Source organism: Streptomyces sp. NPDC104381 (assembly GCF_055583745.1).
This window is the reverse complement of record NZ_JBVJNK010000001.1, coordinates 1056531-1075681: the sequence shown is the minus strand read 5'-3', so window position 1 is coordinate 1075681 and position 19151 is coordinate 1056531. Positions and strand designations below refer to the sequence as shown.

General features: G+C 73.3%; 16 protein-coding genes and 1 riboswitch. Of the genes, 11 read left to right on the top strand and 5 right to left on the bottom strand.

Features of this window, described 5'->3' with window-relative positions; genetic code table 11:
• Positions 1–156: 156 nt before the first annotated feature.
• On the bottom strand, positions 157–1296 hold the full coding sequence (locus tag ACZ607_RS04810) for an alpha/beta hydrolase family protein (RefSeq protein WP_469731706.1): 1140 nt from the start codon (positions 1294–1296) through the stop codon (positions 157–159).
• A gap of 68 nt (positions 1297–1364) precedes the next feature.
• Positions 1365–2024 carry a class II aldolase/adducin family protein gene (locus ACZ607_RS04805; protein ID WP_469731704.1) on the bottom strand — a complete coding sequence of 220 codons (660 nt, stop codon included), beginning with the start codon at positions 2022–2024 and terminating at the stop codon, positions 1365–1367.
• A 251-nt stretch (positions 2025–2275) separates the two neighbouring features.
• Here ACZ607_RS04805 and ACZ607_RS04800 point away from each other — a divergent pair, with 251 nt between their 5' ends.
• The 7 genes from ACZ607_RS04800 (at position 2276) to ACZ607_RS04770 (ending at position 10711) form a co-directional block, all read left to right on the top strand.
• Entirely contained in the window at positions 2276–3526 is a 1251-nt protein-coding gene (locus ACZ607_RS04800; RefSeq protein ID WP_469731702.1) for an inorganic phosphate transporter, read from the top strand.
• Between the two features lie 12 nt (positions 3527–3538).
• Positions 3539–3760, top strand: coding sequence for a hypothetical protein (locus ACZ607_RS04795; RefSeq protein WP_469731700.1), 222 nt, complete (start codon positions 3539–3541; stop codon positions 3758–3760).
• A gap of 149 nt (positions 3761–3909) precedes the next feature.
• Positions 3910–4038, top strand: a riboswitch (cobalamin riboswitch).
• Positions 4039–4166: 128 nt separating this feature from the next.
• Complete coding sequence (locus ACZ607_RS04790; protein WP_469731698.1) at positions 4167–5111, top strand: cobalamin biosynthesis protein; 945 nt, start codon at positions 4167–4169, stop codon at positions 5109–5111.
• Positions 5108–6730, top strand: a complete 1623-nt coding sequence (locus tag ACZ607_RS04785; RefSeq protein WP_469731696.1) for a cobyric acid synthase — start codon at positions 5108–5110, stop codon at positions 6728–6730. Before ACZ607_RS04790 ends, ACZ607_RS04785 begins: the two co-directional genes overlap by 4 nt.
• Positions 6727–8772 (top strand): putative cobaltochelatase, encoded by a 2046-nt coding sequence (locus tag ACZ607_RS04780; protein WP_469731694.1) that lies wholly within the window; start codon positions 6727–6729, stop codon positions 8770–8772. Before ACZ607_RS04785 ends, ACZ607_RS04780 begins: the two co-directional genes overlap by 4 nt.
• A complete protein-coding gene (cobO, locus tag ACZ607_RS04775) occupies positions 8772–9371 on the top strand; it encodes a cob(I)yrinic acid a,c-diamide adenosyltransferase (protein WP_469731692.1) in 600 nt (199 codons plus the stop codon). Before ACZ607_RS04780 ends, cobO begins: the two co-directional genes overlap by 1 nt.
• Positions 9365–10711 carry a cobyrinate a,c-diamide synthase gene (locus ACZ607_RS04770; protein ID WP_469731690.1) on the top strand — a complete coding sequence of 449 codons (1347 nt, stop codon included), beginning with the start codon at positions 9365–9367 and terminating at the stop codon, positions 10709–10711. Before cobO ends, ACZ607_RS04770 begins: the two co-directional genes overlap by 7 nt.
• Before the next feature lie 20 nt (positions 10712–10731).
• Here ACZ607_RS04770 and ACZ607_RS04765 read toward each other — a convergent pair whose 3' ends face one another.
• Positions 10732–11454, bottom strand: coding sequence for a ZIP family metal transporter (locus ACZ607_RS04765; RefSeq protein WP_469731688.1), 723 nt, complete (start codon positions 11452–11454; stop codon positions 10732–10734).
• A 114-nt stretch (positions 11455–11568) separates the two neighbouring features.
• Here ACZ607_RS04765 and cobC point away from each other — a divergent pair, with 114 nt between their 5' ends.
• On the top strand, positions 11569–13080 hold the full coding sequence (gene cobC, locus ACZ607_RS04760; protein WP_469731686.1) for an Rv2231c family pyridoxal phosphate-dependent protein CobC: 1512 nt from the start codon (positions 11569–11571) through the stop codon (positions 13078–13080).
• Positions 13081–13142: 62 nt separating this feature from the next.
• Here cobC and ACZ607_RS04755 read toward each other — a convergent pair whose 3' ends face one another.
• Both ACZ607_RS04755 and ACZ607_RS04750 read right to left on the bottom strand, forming a co-directional pair.
• Positions 13143–14246 carry an SCO1860 family LAETG-anchored protein gene (locus ACZ607_RS04755; RefSeq protein WP_469731684.1) on the bottom strand — a complete coding sequence of 368 codons (1104 nt, stop codon included), beginning with the start codon at positions 14244–14246 and terminating at the stop codon, positions 13143–13145.
• Positions 14247–14568: 322 nt separating this feature from the next.
• Complete coding sequence (locus ACZ607_RS04750) at positions 14569–15669, bottom strand: amidohydrolase family protein (protein ID WP_469731682.1); 1101 nt, start codon at positions 15667–15669, stop codon at positions 14569–14571.
• A gap of 103 nt (positions 15670–15772) precedes the next feature.
• Here ACZ607_RS04750 and ACZ607_RS04745 point away from each other — a divergent pair, with 103 nt between their 5' ends.
• From ACZ607_RS04745 to ectB, 3 genes are all read left to right on the top strand, one after another.
• Positions 15773–16879: a pyridoxal-phosphate-dependent aminotransferase family protein gene (locus tag ACZ607_RS04745; RefSeq protein ID WP_469731680.1), complete on the top strand. Its 1107-nt coding sequence runs from the start codon at positions 15773–15775 to the stop codon at positions 16877–16879.
• 342 nt (positions 16880–17221) lie between these two features.
• A complete protein-coding gene (gene ectA, locus ACZ607_RS04740; RefSeq protein ID WP_469731678.1) occupies positions 17222–17746 on the top strand; it encodes a diaminobutyrate acetyltransferase in 525 nt (174 codons plus the stop codon).
• Positions 17747–17842: 96 nt separating this feature from the next.
• Complete coding sequence (gene ectB / locus ACZ607_RS04735; RefSeq protein ID WP_469731676.1) at positions 17843–19105, top strand: diaminobutyrate--2-oxoglutarate transaminase; 1263 nt, start codon at positions 17843–17845, stop codon at positions 19103–19105.
• Positions 19106–19151 lie beyond the last annotated feature (46 nt).

Here is a 19151-nt window from a genome sequence, read left to right as displayed (position 1 = left end):
GGCGGACAAGTCGCAGCCTGGAGTCGCGCGGGGTACGGGACGTCACGAGGAGCAGTCTTGCCTCTGACGGGCCGAAAGCCCAAACGGAAGCCGTGTCACCGGGGTTCGGGGGGCTTCCGGGACGGGTCACCAACCGGGCGGTTCCGGACCATCAGCTCACATCAGGGGCGTGAGGAAGCGCCTCAGCGCCTCTTCGTAACCGGCCGGGTCGGCGTTCCACATCGCCGCATGCGGAGCCAGCGGTACGGGGTGCAGTGTCACCAGGTCGGGGCGGCGGGCGGCGAGCTCCTGGGACTGCCTCCAGGGGGCCAGGGTGTCGTCGGGGCCGTGGACGACGAGCGTGGGGACGTGCAGGGCGGTGGGCACCGAGGTGTCCAGCAGCGGGGCGCCGTGCAGCCCGGTCTGTCCCTGGGCGGCCCGGACGGCGAGGGGCAGCAGCGCGGAGGGGACGCCACGGGCCGAGGCGAGGGCGCGCAGCGTGGCCCTCCAGTCCAGGACCGGGGAGTCGAGGACGAGGCCGCTGATGCGGTCGCGGAGGGCGGAGTTGACGGCGGCGTGCAGGGCCATCGAGGCGCCGGAGGACCAGCCGTACAGGATGACGTTCTCCGCGCCGTAGCGCACGGCGTAGCGGATGGCGGCGTCGAGGTCGCGCCATTCGGACTCGCCGAGGTGGGAGAGGCCGTCCGGGGAGCGCGGGGCGTCCGGGTCGCCGCGGTAGGCCAGGTCGAGCACGGGGAACTGCTGGGCGTTCAGGAACCCCATCACGTTCATGGGGTGGTCCCTGGTGGTGCCGAGGCCGTGCACCGTGATCACCCAGGTCTCGCGGGCGGCGGGCACGAACCAGGCCGGCAGGGCGCCGAGTTCGCCGGGGACCTCGACCTCCTTGTACGCGAGTCCGAGGGCGGCCAGCGGGTCGCCGCGGTGGAGCTCGGGGGTGAGGCGGACCCGGGTGCCCGGTTTCAGGCTTCCGAGGGTCACGCGTTCGAGCCGGCGTACGACGGTGTCGGGCGAGATGACGGAGTGGCCGGGGAGCTGCTCGATCACCGGTCCGACCACCGCGTGCACACCCCGGCCGGCCAGCCCGTACGTGCCGGGGCGCAGCGCGGAGAAGGAGCGGGTCAGAGTGATCTGCCCGGCCGCGGTGGCGTGCACGGTGAGGCGGCGGTCCGCCGGGAAGGGCCGTGGCGAGGGCGCCCCGAGGGCGGCGTCGCTGGCGTAGCGGCCGGCGGCGACCGCTGCCGCGCCGACGCCGAGGATCGATGTGGCGGCCACTGCCGCCGCTGTTGCCGGGCGCACGGCTCCAGTGTCCTGGGCGAAGGCTCCGGATGCCAGTGGGCGGCGGCCGTACGGTGCGGCGGCGCGGCTCAGCCGGGCTGGCCGTACCCCTTCAGCGCCTCCCGCACGTCGTCGAGCTGGGCCTGGGTGAGGAGGCTCGGCCGGAGGCCGGGTACGGAGCTCGCGGTGAGCCAGAGCCTGCACATCCATTCGAGCTGGGCGGTGCGGTCGTAGGCCTGGTCGAGGGTGTCCCCGTAGGTGACGGTGCCGTGGTTCCTCAGCAGGCACCCCGTGCGGTCGCGCAGAGCGGCCAGCATGCCGTCGGCGAGTTCCCGGGTCCCGTAGCGGGCGTAGCCGGCGGTGCGGACGGGGCCGCCGAGCAGGGCGGCGGCGTAGTGGACGAGCGGCACCTCGTCGACGAGGGTGGAGACGGCCGTCGCGTGCACGGCGTGGGTGTGGACGACGGCCCCCGCGTCGCTGCCCCGGTAGACGGCCAGGTGGAGCGGGAGTTCGCTGGTGGGGACCAGGTCGCCGAGGATCTGGCGGCCTTCGAGGTCGACGCCGACGGCGTCCCCGGGGCCGAGCCGGTCGTAGGGCACGCCGCTGGGGGTGACCAGGACGATCCCGCCGACCCGGGCCGAGACGTTGCCCGAGGTGCCGACGACCAGGCCCTCCGCGGCGGTCCGCCGGAGGGTCGCGACGACACCGTCCCATGCCTGTTCGATCGCGTCCGTACGCACGTCACTCATGCGGGGATCCTAGGGTCGGGGGCCGGCGGGCCGGGTGACCCATGTCTCCTCGGAGGGACGCGGCGGGCACGGGGTGAGGGGTGTTCCGGGGCCCGGCCCGGGTGCGCGGGCGCCCGGGCCACGCATCCCGCACACAAGCGGAACCCTCGTACGCGGTTGGGGTCACCGTGCCGCCCTGCCCAGTTCATCTTCCGTTCACCCTGGTTGCTTACGTTCCCCGTGCCAATGACGTCGAACGATTGCCTGGGTAAATGGAACACATCACGCTGCTGCTTGCGATCGTGATCGTGACAGCTCTCGTGTTCGATTTCACGAACGGTTTCCACGACACCGCCAACGCGATGGCCACCACCATCTCGACCGGCGCACTCAAGCCCAAGACAGCGGTGGCCATGTCCGCCGTTCTCAACCTCGTCGGCGCGTTCCTGTCGGTGGAGGTCGCCAAGACGATCTCCGGCGGGATCATCAATGAGAACGGCCTCAGAACCGAGGTCATCTTCGCCGCGCTCGTCGGCGCGATCCTGTGGAATCTGCTGACCTGGCTGGTCGGCCTCCCCTCCAGTTCCTCCCACGCACTGTTCGGCGGCCTCATCGGCGCCGCGGTCATGTCGGCCGGCTGGTCCTCGATCAACGGCGGCACCGTCGTCACCAAGGTCCTGCTGCCGGCCATCGCCGCGCCGGTCGTCGCCGGTGTCGCCGCCCTCCTGGCCACGAAGCTGACGTACCGCCTCAACCGGAAGATCACCGACGAGGCGCAGCTGAAGTCGACCGCCAAGGGCTACCGCGCCGGCCAGATCGCCTCGGCCGGGCTCGTCTCGCTCGCCCACGGCACCAACGACGCGCAGAAGACCATGGGCATCATCACCCTGGCCCTGGTCACCGGCGGAGTCCTCTCCCCCGGGTCCAACCCTCCGGTCTGGGTCATCGCCTCCGCCGGTATCGCGATCGCGATGGGCACCTACCTCGGCGGCTGGCGCATCATCCGCACCATGGGCAGCGGCCTCACCGACCTGCGTCCGCCGCAGGGCTTCGCGGCCCAGACCAGCGCGGCCACGGTCATCCTGGCCTCCTCGCACCTCGGCTTCTCGCTCTCCACCACCCAGTCCTGCTCCGGCGCCGTCATGGGCGCGGGCCTCGGACGCAAGGGGGGCGTGGTCCGCTGGTCCACCGCCACCCGGATGTTCGTCGCCTGGGGCCTGACCCTCCCGGCCGCCGGGCTGGTGGGCGCGGGCGCCGAGTTCCTGACCAAGCAGGGCCCCTGGGGCGTCGGCGTGGTCGCCGTCCTGCTCGTCGCGGGCTCGGGCGCCATCTGGCTGCTGTCGCGCCGCAAGCCGGTCGACCACACCAACGTGAACGCGGGCACCGAGCCCGCGGGTGTCGTCACCACCGCGATCTCGGCGGTCAGCCCGCCGCCCGCCGGTGCCGTCGTACCTGAGCTCAAGACCACCATCTCGGCCCCGGCCCAGCCGGCCGGAACCCCGGCCGACCCGGCCACGGTGTAAGGAAGCGTCCGCATGAAAATCGACTGGGCAGCTCTCGCCTCCGTCTTCGGCGTCAGCCTCGTGGTGACCGTCGCGCTGGTCGGCCTCTTCACCCTTGGTGTCACCGGCCTCGCCAAGCAGACGCCGTCGGCGCGGGGCGGCGGTTCCACCGCCCTCGCGCGCACCGGCGCGTACGCCTGCTTCGCGCTGTGCGCGGCGGCGGTCGCGTACGGGATCTATCTGATCGTCGCCTGACGCCCCTCGGGCACCCTCACCGGCCGGACACACCCCGTGTGTGTCCGGCCGGTGTGCGTCTCAGCACACTGAAGGCCCGCAGGTCAACGGCAGGTTGACGGGCGTTCGCGGGGCGTGGTGGACTGCCGGAGCCATTTACGGCGACAGGAGAGGAAGCCGGTGCGAATCCGGCGCGGTCCCGCCACTGTCACCGGGGAGCAGCCTCCACACGGAAGTCACGGTCCGCCACCGCGGACTGGAAGGCCGGAGGAACTGCGGATCCGGGAGCCAGGAGACTCTCGTCGCCGGTCACGTCGAACCAGGGCGCGGACCCTGAGTGAGGACATACGCCATGCCGGGCTGCCCCGCGTCGGTCGCCGCACCACCTGTCACCGAGCCCCTTCGAGGCACGACGGCCGGCTGACCCGTGCGAGCCGACCGCATCTTCGCGTACGGCGCCGCCGCCGGCCTGATCGGCGACCTGCTGCTGGGTGATCCCCGGCGCGGGCACCCCGTCGCCGCCTTCGGGCGCGCGGCGGCGGCCGTCGAGAGCCGGCTGTGGCGCGACCACCGCGGCCGGGGTGCCCTGCACACCCTCGTCTGCGCGGGGGGCGCCACGGCCGCCGCCGCGCTGGCGGCCCGTGCCGTACGGAACCGTCCCGCCGCCGCCGTGGCGCTGACCGCCGCCGCCACCTGGTCCGTCGTCGGCGGCACCTCGCTGGGCCGCGAGGCCCGCGCCATCGGCGGGGCGCTGGCCGCCGGGGACGTGGAGCTGGCCCGGGAACGCCTGCCGCATCTGTGCGGCCGTGACCCGCAGTCGCTGGACGCGCGGCAGATCGCCCGCGCCGTGGTGGAGTCCGTCGCCGAGAACACCTCCGACGCCGTCGTGGGCGCCCTGGTGTGGGGTGCGCTCGGCGGGGTGCCGGGGCTGGTCGGCTTCCGGGCCGTCAACACCCTGGACGCCATGGTCGGGCACAAGTCGCCCCGCCACCGGCGCTACGGCTGGGCGTCGGCCCGGCTCGACGACGTCGCCGGCTGGCCGGGCGCCCGGCTCACCGCCCTGCTGGCCGTTGCCGCCGGGGGGCGCCCCCGCGCGGCCGTCCGGGCCTGGCGGGCCGACGCGGGCCGGCATCCGAGCCCCAACGCGGGCCCGGTGGAGGCCTCGTTCGCGGGAGCGCTCGGCGTACGGCTCGGCGGCACCCTCGCGTACGGCGGGCGGGTCGAGCACCGGCCCGTGCTCAACGGCGAGGCGGGCCGGGACGTGCGGGTGACGGACATCGAACGTGCGGTGCGGCTGTCGCGCCGGGTGAGTGTGCTGGCCCTCGCCGTCTGCGCGGTGGGGCGGCTGGCCAGGGGACGGAGAACGGCATGAGCGGCGGGCTGCTGGTCGCGGGGACCACCTCGGACGCGGGCAAGAGCGTCGTCACGGCGGGGATCTGCCGGTGGCTGGTGCGCCGGGGGGTGAAGGTCGCGCCGTTCAAGGCGCAGAACATGTCGCTGAACTCGTTCGTCACCCGGGAGGGCGCGGAGATCGGGCGCGCCCAGGCGATGCAGGCGCAGGCCGCCCGGGTGGAGCCCTCGGCGCTGATGAACCCGGTGCTGCTCAAGCCGGGCGGTGACCGCTCCAGCCAGGTCGTCCTGATGGGGAAGCCGGTCGGCGAGATGAGTGCGCGCGGCTACCACGGAGGGCGCCAGGAGGCCCTGCTGGGCACGGTCACGGACTGTCTGGAGCAGCTGCGGTCCACGTACGACGCGGTGATCTGCGAGGGGGCGGGCAGCCCCGCCGAGATCAATCTGCGGCGGACCGACATCGTGAACATGGGCATCGCGCGGGCCGCGCGCTTCCCCGTGCTGGTGGTCGGCGACATCGACCGGGGCGGGGTGTTCGCCTCGTTCTTCGGCACGACGGCGCTGCTGAGCCCGGAGGACCAGTCGCTGGTCGCCGGATACCTGGTCAACAAGTTCCGCGGTGACGTGTCGCTGCTGGAGCCCGGTCTCGACATGCTGCTGGGGCTCACGGGGCGGCGGACGTACGGGGTGCTGCCGTACGCCCACGGGCTGGGCATCGACGAGGAGGACGGGCTGCGCGTGTCGATGCGCGGCGCCGTACGGGAGTCGGTGGTGGCGCCGCCGCACGGCGAGGACGTGCTGCGGGTCGCGGTGTGCGCGGTGCCGCTGATGTCGAACTTCACCGATGTGGACGCGCTGGCGGCCGAGCCGGGTGTCGTCGTGCGGTTCGTGGACCGGGCGGAGGAGCTCGTCGACGCGGACCTGGTGATCGTGCCGGGGACGCGGGGCACCGTGAAGGCGCTGGCGTGGCTGCGCGAGCGGGGACTCGCCGACGCGCTGCGGCGGCGGGCCGCCGAGGGGCGCCCGGTGCTGGGGATCTGCGGCGGGTTCCAGGTGCTGGGCGAGCGTATCGAGGACGACGTGGAGTCGCGGGCCGGGGTCGTCGGGGGACTCGGACTGCTGCCGGTGCGGGTGCGCTTCGGCCTGGAGAAGGTCCTGGGGCGGCCCGTCGGATCGGCGCTCGGGCAGCCGGTGGAGGGGTACGAGATCCATCACGGGGTCGCCGAGGTGGGTGGCGGGGAGCCGTTCCTCGACGGGTGCCGGGTGGGGGCGGTCTGGGGCACGCACTGGCACGGGTCGCTGGAGAGCGACGCGTTCCGGCGGGCGTTCCTGGGCGAGGTCGCGCGGGCGGCGGGGCGGCGGTTCGTCCCGGCGCCGGACACCAGCTTCGGGGCGCTGCGGGAGGAACAGCTCGACCGGCTGGGGGATCTGATCGAGGAACACGCGGACACGGACGCGCTGTGGCGGCTGATCGAGAGCGGTGCGCCGTCGGGGCTGCCGTTCGTCCCGCCGGGAGCGCCGCCCGCGCCGGAGGCGCCTTCTCCCCGGCCCGCCCCTTCCCGTGACCGGGGCGCCGCCCCGGACAGACCTGATGTGTTGCCCGGTACTGCCGATGTTTCTGCGAACGAGGAGGCCCTGTGAGTACGCCGTATCCCTTCACCGCCATCGTGGGGCAGGACGACCTGCGGCTCGGGCTCCTGCTCAACGCGGTGAGTCCCGCCGTCGGCGGGGTACTGGTCCGCGGCGAGAAGGGCACCGCCAAGTCCACCGCCGTACGGGCGCTCGCGGCGCTCATGCCGGAGGTCGAGGTCGTGGCGGGGTGCCGCTTCTCGTGCGCCCCGGCCGCTCCCGATCCGGCGTGTCCTGACGGCCCCCACGAGGCGGGTACGGGCGTGTCGCGTCCCGCGCGGACCGTGGAGCTTCCCGTCGGCGCGTCGGAGGACCGGCTGGTCGGCGCCCTCGACATCGAACGGGCGCTCTCGGAGGGCGTGAAGGCCTTCGAGCCGGGGCTCCTCGCCGACGCGCATCGAGGGATCCTCTACGTCGACGAGGTCAACCTCCTCCACGACCACCTGGTGGACCTGCTGCTCGACGCGGCGGCCATGGGTGCCTCGTACGTGGAGCGGGAGGGCGTCTCCGTACGGCACGCGGCACGCTTCCTGCTGGTCGGGACCATGAATCCCGAGGAGGGCGAATTGCGCCCCCAGTTGCTGGACCGCTTCGGGCTGACCGTCGAGGTGGCCGCCTCGCGCGAGACGGACCTGCGCGTCGAGGTCGTACGGCGCAGGCTCGCCTACGACGACGACCCGGCCGGCTTCGCCGCGCGGTGGGCGGACGAGGAGGCGGCGCTGCGCGAGCGGATCGTCGCCGCGCGCGCCCTCCTCCCCCGTGTGGTGCTCGGCGACGGCGTGTTGCGGCAGATCGCGGCCACCTGCGCGGCGTTCGAGGTCGACGGGATGCGCGCGGACATCGTCATGGCGCGCACCGCGACGGCGCTGGCGGCGTGGGCGGGGCGCGAGGAGGTCGCCGAGGAGGACGTGCGGCAGGCGGCGCTCCTGGCGCTCCCCCACCGGCGCCGCCGCAACCCGTTCGACGCGCCCGGGCTGGACGAGGACAAGCTGGACGAGGCCCTCGACGAAGCCGCGGACGCGGCGGACGACGGGGGCGACGACGATCCGGACCCCGACGGCCCGGGCGGCGGGGTGCCCCCGCAGGGCGGCGGCCCGGGGAACGACGACGACGGCACGGACACGGGAGGCCCCGACGACGGCGGCGTCGACGCGCCGGGCCCGGAGAAGGGCCCGGAGGAGACCGGAGCCGGCGACGCGCCCGCGCCGGGCGGCGGTGAGCAGCAGCCCGTGCGGGCCGGCGAGCCGTTCCGTACGAAGATGCTCAGTGTGCCCGGTCTCGGTGAGGGCGCGGCGGGGCGGCGGTCCAGGGCGCGCACCGAGCACGGCCGGACCACCGGCTCGCGGCGGCCCGAGGGCGCGCTGACGAAGCTGCACCTGGCGGCGACCGTGCAGGCGGCGGCGCCGCACCAGCGGGCACGCGGCCGTTCGGGGCGGGGCCTGGTCGTACGGCGTGACGATCTGCGGCAGGCGACGCGGGAGGGCCGCGAGGGCAATCTGGTGCTGTTCGTCGTGGACGCCTCCGGGTCGATGGCGGCCCGGCAGCGGATGAGCGCCGTCAAGGGCGCGGTGATGTCGCTGCTGCTGGACGCCTACCAGCGCCGGGACAAGGTCGGTCTGGTCACCTTCCGGGGCAAGGAGGCCGAGGTGGCGCTGCCGCCCACCTCGTCGGTGGACGCGGCCGCCGCACGGCTGGAGACGCTGCCGACCGGCGGGCGCACCCCGCTGGCCGCCGGGCTGCTCAAGGCGCATGACGTGCTGCGGGTGGAGCGGCTGCGTGACCCGTCGCGGCGGGCGCTCCTCGTCGTGGTGACGGACGGCCGGGCGACCGGCGGCGTGGACCCGGTGGCGCTGGCGGCGCGGGCCGGGCGGCTGCACGCCTCCGAGGGCACGGCGTCCGTCGTCGTGGACTGCGAGTCGGGGTTCGTACGCCTCGGGCTCGCCGCACAGCTCGCCCGGGATCTGGGAGGCAGCGCGGTCACGCTCGACGAGCTGCGCGCCGACTCGATCGCCGGGCTGGTCAAGGACATCACTGCTACGGGAAGGGCCGCTTGATGCCCCAGGGACAGCCGGTATCGGTACCGGACGACGGACTGACGACACGTCAGCGGCGCAACCGCCCGCTGCTGTTCGTCCACACGGGCATCGGGAAGGGCAAGTCGACCGCGGCCTTCGGGCTGGCGCTGCGCGCCTGGAACCAGGGCTGGCCGATCGGGGTGTTCCAGTTCGTGAAGTCGGCGAAGTGGAAGGTCGGCGAGGAGAACGCGCTGAAGGTGCTGGGCGCGAGCGGCGAGGGCGGCAGCGTCGACTGGCACAAGATGGGCGAGGGCTGGTCGTGGGTCCAGAGGGATAACCAGCTCGACAACGAGGAGAAGGCCCGCGAGGGGTGGGAGCAGGTCAAGCGTGACCTCGCCGCCGAGACGTACAAGCTGTACGTGCTCGACGAGTTCGCCTACCCGATGCACTGGGGCTGGATCGACACCGACGAGGTCGTCGAGGTGATGCGGAACCGTCCGGGCACGCAGCACGTGGTGATCACCGGCCGGAACGCCCCGCAGAAGCTCATCGACGCCGCCGACCTGGTGACCGACATGTCGAAGGTCAAGCACCCGATGGACGCGGGCCAGAAGGGCCAGAGAGGCATCGAGTGGTGAGTGTTCCTCGTCTGGTCGTCGCGGCGCCCGCCTCGGGCAGCGGCAAGACGACGGTCGCCACGGGCCTGATGGCGGCCTTCGCGGGGCGCGGTCTCGCGGTGTCCCCGCACAAGGTGGGGCCCGACTACATCGACCCCGGCTACCACGCGCTGGCCACCGGCCGGCCGGGGCGCAACCTCGACGCGTACATGTGCGGGCCCGAGCTGATCGCCCCGCTGTTCACGCACGGCGCGGGCGGCTGCGACCTGGCCGTCGTCGAAGGCGTGATGGGGCTGTACGACGGGGCGTCGGGGCAGGGCGAACTCGCCTCGACGGCCCAGGTGTCCAAGCTGCTGCGGGCTCCCGTGGTGCTGGTGGTGGACGCGTCCTCGCAGTCGCGTTCGGTCGCGGCCCTCGTGCACGGCTTCGCCTCCTGGGACCCGGAGGTGCGGATCGGCGGGGTGATCCTGAACAAGGTGGCCTCCGACCGCCACGAGGCGCTGCTGCGGGAGGCGCTCGACGAGTCCGGGCTGCCGGTGCTCGGGGTGCTGCGCAGGGCACCGCAGGTGGCGACCCCCTCGCGCCATCTGGGGCTCGTCCCCGTCGCCGAGCGGCAGGCCGACGCCCTCGACGCCGTACGGGCGATGGGTGAGCGGGTGCGGGAGGGCTGCGACCTGGACGCCCTGCTGGCGCTGGCCCGTTCGGCGCCCGCGCTCCCCGACGAGGCGTGGGAGCCGGAGGCGTACGCCCAGGAGGGGAGCCGGCCGGTGGTGGCCGTGGCGGGCGGAGCGGCGTTCACCTTCGCCTACGCGGAGCACGCGGAGCTGCTGACGGCGGCGGGCGCGGAGGTGGCGGTCTTCGATCCGCTGCACGACGAGAAGCTGCCGTCGGGCACGGCGGGGCTGGTCATCGGCGGCGGCTTCCCCGAGGTCTACGGGCCGGAGCTGTCGGCGAACGAGCCGCTGCGCCGGGCGGTGACCGAACTGGCCCTGTCGGGCGCCCCGGTGGCGGCGGAGTGCGCGGGGCTGCTCTACCTGGCCCGTGAGCTGGACGGGCGGCCCATGTGCGGGGTGCTGGACGCCTCGGCCCGGATGTCGGAGCGGCTGACGCTCGGCTACCGGCAGGCGGTCGCGGTCGCCGACAGCGTGCTGGCGGCGGCGGGCACCCGGCTGCGCGGGCACGAGTTCCACCGGACGGTGCTGGAGCCCGGTGCCGGCGCGACGCCCGCCTGGGGTCTGCTCCAGCCGGAGCGGCGGGTGGAGGGCTTCGTGCAGGGAGGTGTGCACGCGAGCTATCTGCACACGCACTGGGCGGCGGAGCCGGGGGTGGCCCGGCGCTTCGTGGAGCGGTGCCGGGCATGAGAGCCCTGCCGGGGGCGAGGTCATTCCCCGAGGCCGACCACCAGCCAGATGAAGCCCACCCCGGCGACCGTGCACAGCAGCGTGGAGCGGGCCGGGTGGTCGTGGTGCGCCTCGGGGAGGATCTCGGCCGCGGCGAGATAGAGCAGCGCCCCGCCGAAGAATCCGAGATAGCAGCCGAGCAGTTCCTCCGGAAGGGTGAACAGCAGTGTGGTGGCCGCCCCCACGATCGGGGCGAGGGCGTCGGCGTACAGCATCAGGAGCGCCTTGCGGCGGGCGTTCCCGTAGAGGCTCGTGATCGTGTACGTGTTGAATCCGTCGGCGAAGTCATGGGTGATGACGGCGAGCGCGACGGCGGCCCCCATCCCGCCGCCGATCTGGAAGGCGGCCCCGAGCGCCACGCCGTCCATCAGGCTGTGCCCCACCATCGCGGCCGCCGCCGTCAGCCCGACCTGCGGCACCCGTTCCTCGCCCGCCCCGTGTGCCGCCTGGCGTACGGCCAGCGAGCGCTCGACGAGATGGGCCGTCAGGAAGCCTCCCACGAACAGCAGCAGGGCCGCCGGTACGCCGAAGACGGTGCCGCCCGCGGCCTCCACCGCCTCCGGCAGCAGGTCGAGGCCGACGACACCCAGCATCAGTCCGCCCGCGAAGCCGAGCACGAGGTGCCGGCGGTCGCTGACGCGCTGCGCGACCCAGCCGCCCGCCAGGGTCATCAGGAACGCGCCGAGCGCGACGAATACCGCCATGGGCCCTTGCTAGCGGATTGAACCCGCCTCGCGCACCTCAGGCCGCCCTTACCGTGTCGCCCCGCCCCGCCCGCCCGTCCGCTCGTCCGCCCCTCCCCGGAAGGATCCCCCGTCATGACCCGAGCCGCGCTGGTCGTCGGTGTCGGTGCCCGTCGCGGCGTCCGGGCCGAGGAGGTGCTGGAGCTGATCCGGGAGGCCCTCGACGAGGCCGGGCCCACGGCCGGTGACGTGGTCGAGCTGGCCACGCTCGACACCAGGGCGGACGAGCCGGGGATCGTCGGCGCCGCGACGCACCTGGGGGTGCCCGTGCGGTCGTACACGGCCGGGGAGCTGGCGGAGGTCCCGGTGCCCAGCCCGTCGGCCGCGCCGCGCGCGGCGGTGGGGACCGGGTCGGTGGCGGAGGCCGCGGCGCTCGCGGACGCCGGTGAACTGCTCGTTCCCAAGCGGAAGTCGGCGTCGGTGACCTGTGCGGTGGCGCGCCGGAGGGCACCGGCCGGAACTTCGGCATCGACGAATGGCGCCGAGCCGTTCACCATTACTGCCATGCTGCCCCCCACGAAGCACATCGAGAGCGCCGGGCCCGATCTGCGGCACCACGGCGACGCGGAAGTACGCGGCCTGGACCTGACCGACCTCGCCGTCAACGTACGGACCGGCACACCCCCGGACTGGCTGCGGCAGCGGATAGCCGCGTCGCTGGGGTCGCTGGCCGCCTATCCGGACGGGCGGCCGGCCCGCACGGCGGTCGCCGGGCGGCACGGACTGCCCGAGGAAAGGGTTCTGCTCACGGCGGGCGCTGCCGAGGCGTTCGTCCTGATCGCCCGGGCCCTGCCCGCCCGGCGGCCGGTCGTCATCCATCCGCAGTTCACGGAACCGGAGGCGGCCCTGCGCGCGGCGGGGCACGAGGTCGGCCGGGTGCTGCTGCGCCCGGAGGACGGCTTCCGGCTGGATCCGGCGGCGGTGCCCGAGGACGCGGACCTGGTGGTGGTCGGCAACCCGACCAACCCGACGTCCGTGCTGCATCCGGCGGGGGTGCTGGAGCGGTTGGCGCGGCCCGGGCGGACGCTGGTGGTCGACGAGGCGTTCATGGACGCCGTGCCGGGTGAGCGCGAGGCGCTGTGCGGGCGTACGGACGTGCCCGGTCTCGTGGTGCTGCGGAGCCTGACGAAGACCTGGGGGCTGGCGGGGCTGCGGATCGGCTACGTGCTGGCCGAGCCGGAGACGATCGGGCTGCTCCAGGAGGCTCAGCCGCTGTGGCCGGTGTCCTCCCCGGCGCTGGCCGCGGCCGAGGCGTGCATGGAGCCGCGTGCGCTGGTCGAGGCGGCGGACGCCGCGGACCGGATCGCGGTGGACCGGGCCCATCTGCTGGCCGGGCTGGCGGAGTTCAGCGAGGTGGAGGTCGTGGAGCCGGCCGCCGGGCCGTTCGTACTGCTGCGGCTGGAGCGGGCGGACGAGGTGCGGCACCTGCTGCGCTCACGGGGCTTCGCGGCGCGGCGCGGGGACACGTTCCCCGGGCTGGGCAGCGAGTGGCTGCGGCTCGCGGTGCGGGACCGGGTGACGACCAACCGGTTCCTCCAGGCACTCGACCTGGCCCTGCAGGGACTGCCCCGGAGAGCCGTCGGCTGACGGCTCCCCGGGTACGGGAGCGGTGTTCCGCCGTGCGGGCACCGCTCCCCTCCGGACGGTGATCAGCCCTTGGCGCCCCGCCTGCGGGCGACGACCGTGGCGCCCGCGCCCACCGCCAGCAGGACGGCGGCCCCACCCGCGAGGTACGGGGTGGAGGAGCTGGATCCGGTCTCGGCGAGGTCGCCGGTGCCGGGGTTCGACGCCTGGACCGGGTCGGAGCCGGTCTGGGGCTTCACGTCGACGGGCTTCTCCTTGCCGCCGGTGTCCCCGGAGCCGGTGTCCCCCGACCCGTTGTCGCCGGAGCCGGAGCCGTTGTCGTCCGAGCCGCCGTCGCCGCCCGTCGACCCGTCGTTGCCGGAGGTGCTGCCGTCGTCCGAACCGCCGTCACCGGAACCGCCGTTCTCCGAGCCGCCGTCACCGGAGCCCCCGTTGCCCGAGCCGCCGCCCCTGGGCGTCTCGCACGTCGCCTCGGCCAGCGTGACCTCGCCCTCCACCTCGGCGACGTTCAGCTTCAGCGGATTCACGGACACCCGCAGCTGGAGGGCCGTCGCGGCCGCCGTGCGCGTGGTCGTCGAGGTCTTCGAGAGGTCGAGCGTCACCTCACCGACACCCGGCACCTGGACCTCCGTCGTGCCGCCCGAGGTGAGCCGGATCTTCTTGCCGAGCACGGTCACGTGCCCGAGCACGTTCGACTCGGCGACCGGCTTGTGACCCGCCTCGCACACCGCCTTGGAGGTGACCTTCTCGACCTCGATCAGCGAGAGCAGCGGCAGGCCCGGCACGTGCACCCGCGCCTTGGCGAGGTTGCTGTAGCCCTCCGCCCGGTGGGCGTCCACGGTGGCGTTCGCCGTCGCGACGTCGGCCTTGAGCACGTGCACGGGACGGCCCTTGTCGACGCCGTCGAGCTCCACGGTGAGCGCGGTCTTCTCCGCGCTCGCCGGGGCGTGCACCTCGTTGAGCGTGGCCTTGAGCGGCACCTGGACGGACTTGTTCAGGAGCGAGACGTCGAGCCCGGCGCGGAGCACGACCGCGCTCGCCTTTCCGTGGCCGCCGGCCGGAGTGGCCGGAGTCGTCGCGGTGGCTGCGTGCGCGGGGACGGCGACGAGCAGCGCGACGGGAGCGGCGGCGATCGCCAGGGCAGCCGAACGGAAGGTGTTGCTGTTCAAGATGGTGGAACCCCCACAAGAGACATGGAGCCGCCGGAACCGTCCAATGGGGGACATCGCGGGCACCGGCGGCCTCGACTCCGTGAATCTTTACGCACAGAGGGTGAACTGACAGACACCTTCCGCCAGTTCACTCCAAAGAGGGGTTTCCGCGTGCACATTCGAATCCATCGGCACAGGAGTTCCTCGGAACCACCCGTTTCACTGACGTCGGGGCATGATCGCCGGATGTCCCCGGCGGAGCACCGAGGTGATTCAACGAGACACGGCGCCCGGGGTCACCGCCGGTCAACACGGCGCCCCGGAGCGGGGCGCCCGGCGGTCAGCCCATGACCTGGCCGTTGAGCACCACCGTGCGCGGGGACGCCAGCACCCGTACGTCCGCCCTCGGGTCCTCGTCGTACATCACCAGGTCCGCCGGGGCGCCCTCCTCCAGCACCGGCCGGCCGAGCCACCGCCGGGCGCCCCAGGCCGTGGCGGAGAGCGCGTCGAGGGGCGGGATGCCGGCCTTCACCAGCTCGGCCACCTCGTCGGCGATCAGGCCGTGGGCCAGCGAACCGCCGGCGTCGGTGCCGGTGAAGACCGGGATCCCGGCGTCGTACGCCGCGCGCACGGTCTCGTACCGGGTCTCGTGGAGCCGCCGCATATGGGCGGACCAGCGCGGGAACTTGGCCTCGCCCGCCGCCGCGAGGCCGGGGAAGGTGGCGATGTTGACCAGGGTGGGGACGATCGCCACCCCGCGCTCCGCGAAGAGGGGGATGGTGTCCTCGGTGAGCCCCGTCGCGTGCTCGATGCAGTCGATCCCGGCCTCCACCAGGTCGCGCAGCGCGTCCTCGGCGAAGCAGTGGGCGGTGACCCGGGCGCCGAGCCGGTGGGCCTCGGCGATCGCGGCCTCGACCTCGCCGCGCGGCCAGCAGGCGGTCAGGTCGCCGGCGTCCCGGTCGATCCAGTCGCCGACCAGCTTCACCCAGCCGTCGCCGCGCCGGGCCTCCCGGGCGACGTAGGCGACCAGGTCGCCGGGCTCGATCTCATGGGCGAAGTTGCGGATGTAACGGCGCGTCCTGGCGATGTGACGCCCCGCCCTGATGATCTTCGGCAGGTCGTCGCGCGCGTCCGTCCACCGGGTGTCGGAGGGTGATCCGGCGTCCCGGATGAGCAGCGTGCCGGCCTCACGGTCGGTGAGGGCCTGCTTCTCGCTGGTGGCCGCGTCGACGGGTCCCTGGTGGTCGAGCCCCACATGGCAGTGCGCGTCGACCAGGCCGGGCAGCACCCAGCCGGTGAGCGTCACGGCGTCGTCCGCGCCCGGCGGCCGCTCGTAGGTGATCCGCCCGCCGACCGCCCAGAGGCCGTCCCTCACCTCGTCGGGCCCTACGAGCACCCGCCCCTTGATCCGCAGCACCGGCGCCGCCTCGTGATCGCTCATGGACAGCACTGTACGAGGAGGCCGCAGGGGGCCGGCAGGGCGCTGGGTACCCTCGACGCGCAGGCGCCGACAGCGCACCGCCCGACCCGAAGAGAGCAGCACCGTGACACATCCATTCCTCGACCTCGCCCCGCTCACCGCCGCGCGTTTCGCAGCGATCGAGCGGCGGGTGGCCGGCCTCCTCGCCACCGAGCAGGACGTCGTCATCATGCAGGGCGAGGCGCTGCTGCCCCTCGAAGGGTGCATCCGGGGCGGCGCCCGGCCCGGATCGACCGCGCTGAACGTCGTGACCGGGCCGTACGGCCAGACCTTCGGCGACTGGCTGCGCGACTGCGGCGCCGAGGTCGTGGACCTCGCGGTGCCGTTCCACACCGCGGTCACCGCCGAGCAGGTCGGGCGGGCGCTGGCCGAGCACCCGGAGATCGACTTCGTGTCACTCGTGCACGCGGAGGCGGCGACCGGCAACACCAACCCGGTCGGCGAGATCGGCGAGGTGGTCCGGGAGCACGGCGCGCTCTTCATGGTGGACGCCGTCGCGTCGGTGGGCGCGGAGCCGCTGCTGGTGGACGCATGGGGCGTGGACCTGTGCGTCATCGGCGCCCAGAAGGCCATGGGCGGCCCGGCCGGGGTGTCCGCCGTGTCGGTGAGCGCGCGGGCGTGGGAGCGGATGGCCGCCAATCCGCGGGCCCCGCGTCGCTCGTACCTCTCGCTGCTGGACTGGAAGGCCCGCTGGATCGACGGGGGCCGCAGGGCGTTGCCGCACGCGCCCGCCCAGCTGGAGATGTTGGCGCTCGACGCGTGCCTGGACCGGATCGAGGCGGACGGCCTGGACGCGGTCATGGCACGGCACGCCTCGGCCGCCGCGGCGACCCGGGCGGGCGCCTCGGCGCTCGGCGGCGGCCTGGAGCCGTACGTCCACGACGCCCGTGACGCGGCACCGGTCGCCACGACCCTGCGCGTGCCGGCGGATCTCGACGCGGCGGAGCTGGTCGGCCGGGCGCTCGCGGCCGACCCCTCGCTGCCGCTGATCGCGGGTGGCGGGGCGCTGTCCAAGGAGATGATCCGGGTCAACCACTACGGCGCGGACGCGACGCGGGACGCGGTCCTGGCCTCGCTGGCCGCCCTGGGCACCGTGCTGGGGGACGCGGGCCGGGAGACCGACCTCGATGCTGCCCGCGAAGCCGTCTCGAAAACCTGGCCGAACAACTAAATTAATTCTGAACTACAGCGGCCGGTTTATCGGACGCGGACAAGAAAAGGGGAGCTGCTTTATCGGGAGCAGCTCCCCACATTCTTCTTCCCCCGTTCCCAGAGGCTAAACGCCACAGTTTTCACTCGATCGGCCCAGTCGATCCGGACGGATGTCAGGCGAGTTACAACGATGTGACCGACTCCACATCGAGTCCGCTTTGGGCGTTAAATTCCAGACAAGACCGGCGAAAACGCCTCCCGATCGGGGCGGATCCGCGCCCGCGTGATAACACAACGGGCCCTCTGACCCAACCCCCTGCGGCGATGCAATTTTGATTTTTGCTGGGTAAATTCAATTCGCATGACCGCCGCACCAGCAGATTTTGCAAGTGCCCGAAGCGAATTCCTCAGAATCGACACCCCGCGAGTGGAGGACGGAGCCGCGATCTGGCGCATTGCCCGCGACTCCGAGGTCCTGGACCTCAACTCCTCGTACAGCTACCTGCTGTGGTGCCGTGACTTCGCGGCGACCTCCGTGGTCGCCCGCGACGAGAGCGGCGACCCCATCGCCTTCGTGACCGGATACATCCGCCCCGACCGCCCCGAGACGCTCGTCGTCTGGCAGGTGGCCGTCGACCGGGCCCACCGTGGCAAGGGACTGGCGGCCACGCTGCTGGACGCGCTGACCGCCCGTGTGGCATCCGACCAGGGCCTGGCCTCGGTCGAGACGACGATCACCCCGGACAACGCGGCCTCCGACCGGCTGTTCACATCCTTCGCGCAGCGGCACGACGCGCCGCTGGAGCACGAGGTGCTCTTCGACGGGGCGCTGTTCCCCGAGGGGACGCACCTGCCGGAGGTCCTCTACCGCATCGGCCCGTTCTAGGGCCTCCCAGCGCCCCTCCGCGCCCCGCCCGGCGCGGCTTTCCCGGGCATGCCTGACCCGCCGCCCGTCACACCCCCCTCGAGCAGGAGATCAGCTGTGACCATCACCCCGCCCGCCCTGAGCGTCTTCGAAGCCCTGGAGTCGGAAGTACGGAGCTACTGCCGCAGTTGGCCCGCGGTCTTCGACCGTGCGCAGGGCGCCCGCCTGACCGACGAGGACGGCCACTCGTACCTCGACTTCTTCGCCGGTGCCGGATCCCTCAACTACGGGCACAACAACCCGGTGCTGAAACGCGCGCTCATCGACTACATCGAGCGCGACGGCATCACCCACGGCCTGGACATGGCCACGACGGCCAAACGAGCGTTCCTCGAGACCTTCGAGAACGTGATCCTGCGCCCGCGTGACCTGCCCTACAAGGTGATGTTCCCCGGCCCGACGGGCACCAACGCCGTCGAGTCGGCGCTGAAGCTCGCCCGCAAGGTCAAGGGCCGCGAGTCCGTCGTCTCGTTCACCAACGCCTTCCACGGCATGTCGCTCGGTTCGCTCGCCGTGACCGGCAACGCCTTCAAGCGCGCCGGTGCCGGCATCCCGCTCGTGCACGGCACCCCGATGCCGTTCGACAACTACTTCGACGGCCAGGTGCCCGACTTCCTCTGGTTCGAGCGCCTTCTGGAGGACCAGGGTTCCGGGCTGAACAAGCCCGCCGCCGTGATCGTGGAGACCGTGCAGGGCGAGGGCGGCATCAACGTCGCCCGCGCCGAGTGGCTGCGCGCCCTCCAGGACCTCTGCCACCGCCAGGACATGCTCCTGATCGTCGACGACATCCAGATGGGCTGCGGCCGGACCGGCGGCTTCTTCTCCTTCGAGGAGGCCGGCATCGTCCCGGACATCGTGACGCTGTCGAAGTCCATCAGCGGCTACGGCCTGCCGATGTCGCTCTGCCTCTTCAAGGGCGAGCTGGACGTCTGGGAGCCGGGCGAGCACAACGGCACCTTCCGCGGCAACAACCCGGCGTTCGTCACCGCGGCGGCCACGCTCGACGCCTACTGGGCCGACGGCCAGATGGAGAAGCAGACCCTGGCCCGCGGCGAGCAGGTGGAACAGACCCTGCTGGCGATCTGCGGCGAGGACGACACCGCGCAGTTCCGCGGCCGCGGCCTGGTCTGGGGCCTGGAGTTCACCGACCCCGAGCGCGCGTCCGCCGTCTGCAAGCGCGCCTTCGAGCTGGGCCTGCTGCTGGAGACCTCCGGCCCGCAGTCCGAGGTCGTGAAGCTGCTCCCGCCGCTGACCGTGACCCCCGATGAGCTGGAGGAGGGCCTGCGCACGCTGGCCCGATCCGTCCGAGAGACCGCCTGAGCGGGGTACGCCCCCCGCGCAGGCACCACAGAGCAGGACAGAAGAG